Origin of the sequence: Chryseobacterium sp. SIMBA_028, from assembly GCF_046535285.1 — a bacterium.
In the GTDB taxonomy this organism is placed as follows: domain Bacteria; phylum Bacteroidota; class Bacteroidia; order Flavobacteriales; family Weeksellaceae; genus Chryseobacterium.
The window spans coordinates 1-309 of record NZ_JAWRWZ010000135.1; the positions used below are offsets into that span (position 1 = coordinate 1).

The window sequence follows — 309 nt, forward strand, 5'->3', positions numbered from 1 at the left end:
CATCCGGTTGCCGCGGGCCCGCCTAGTGGATGTGGTCGGAGCTTGGGCCTTGGCCGGAAGTGGCAGCGTGGCTGGCTTTACGGGGTTCGGCTGCGTCCTTCAACAGGTCGCGGATCTCGGCCAACAAGGCTGTGTCCGCGGGAAGGGGCTTTTCCTCCGGCTCTGCCGCGCCGAGGCGGCTTTTGACTATGGAGTTGACTTTGTTCATCGGGGCAACGAAGACGAAGTAGACCACCGCAGCGGTAATCAAGAAGGTCACGACGGCGGTGAGGACGGCGCCGATGTTGACGAACGTGGCAGGGTTGTCCT

1 protein-coding gene is annotated in these 309 nt (G+C 63.1%); it reads right to left on the minus strand.

Annotated features, from left to right (window positions below):
* Window positions 1-22 precede the first annotated feature (22 nt).
* A partial coding sequence (locus SCA31_RS22875; protein WP_410699333.1) for an MscL family protein occupies window positions 23-309 on the minus strand: 287 nt, incomplete at its 5' end.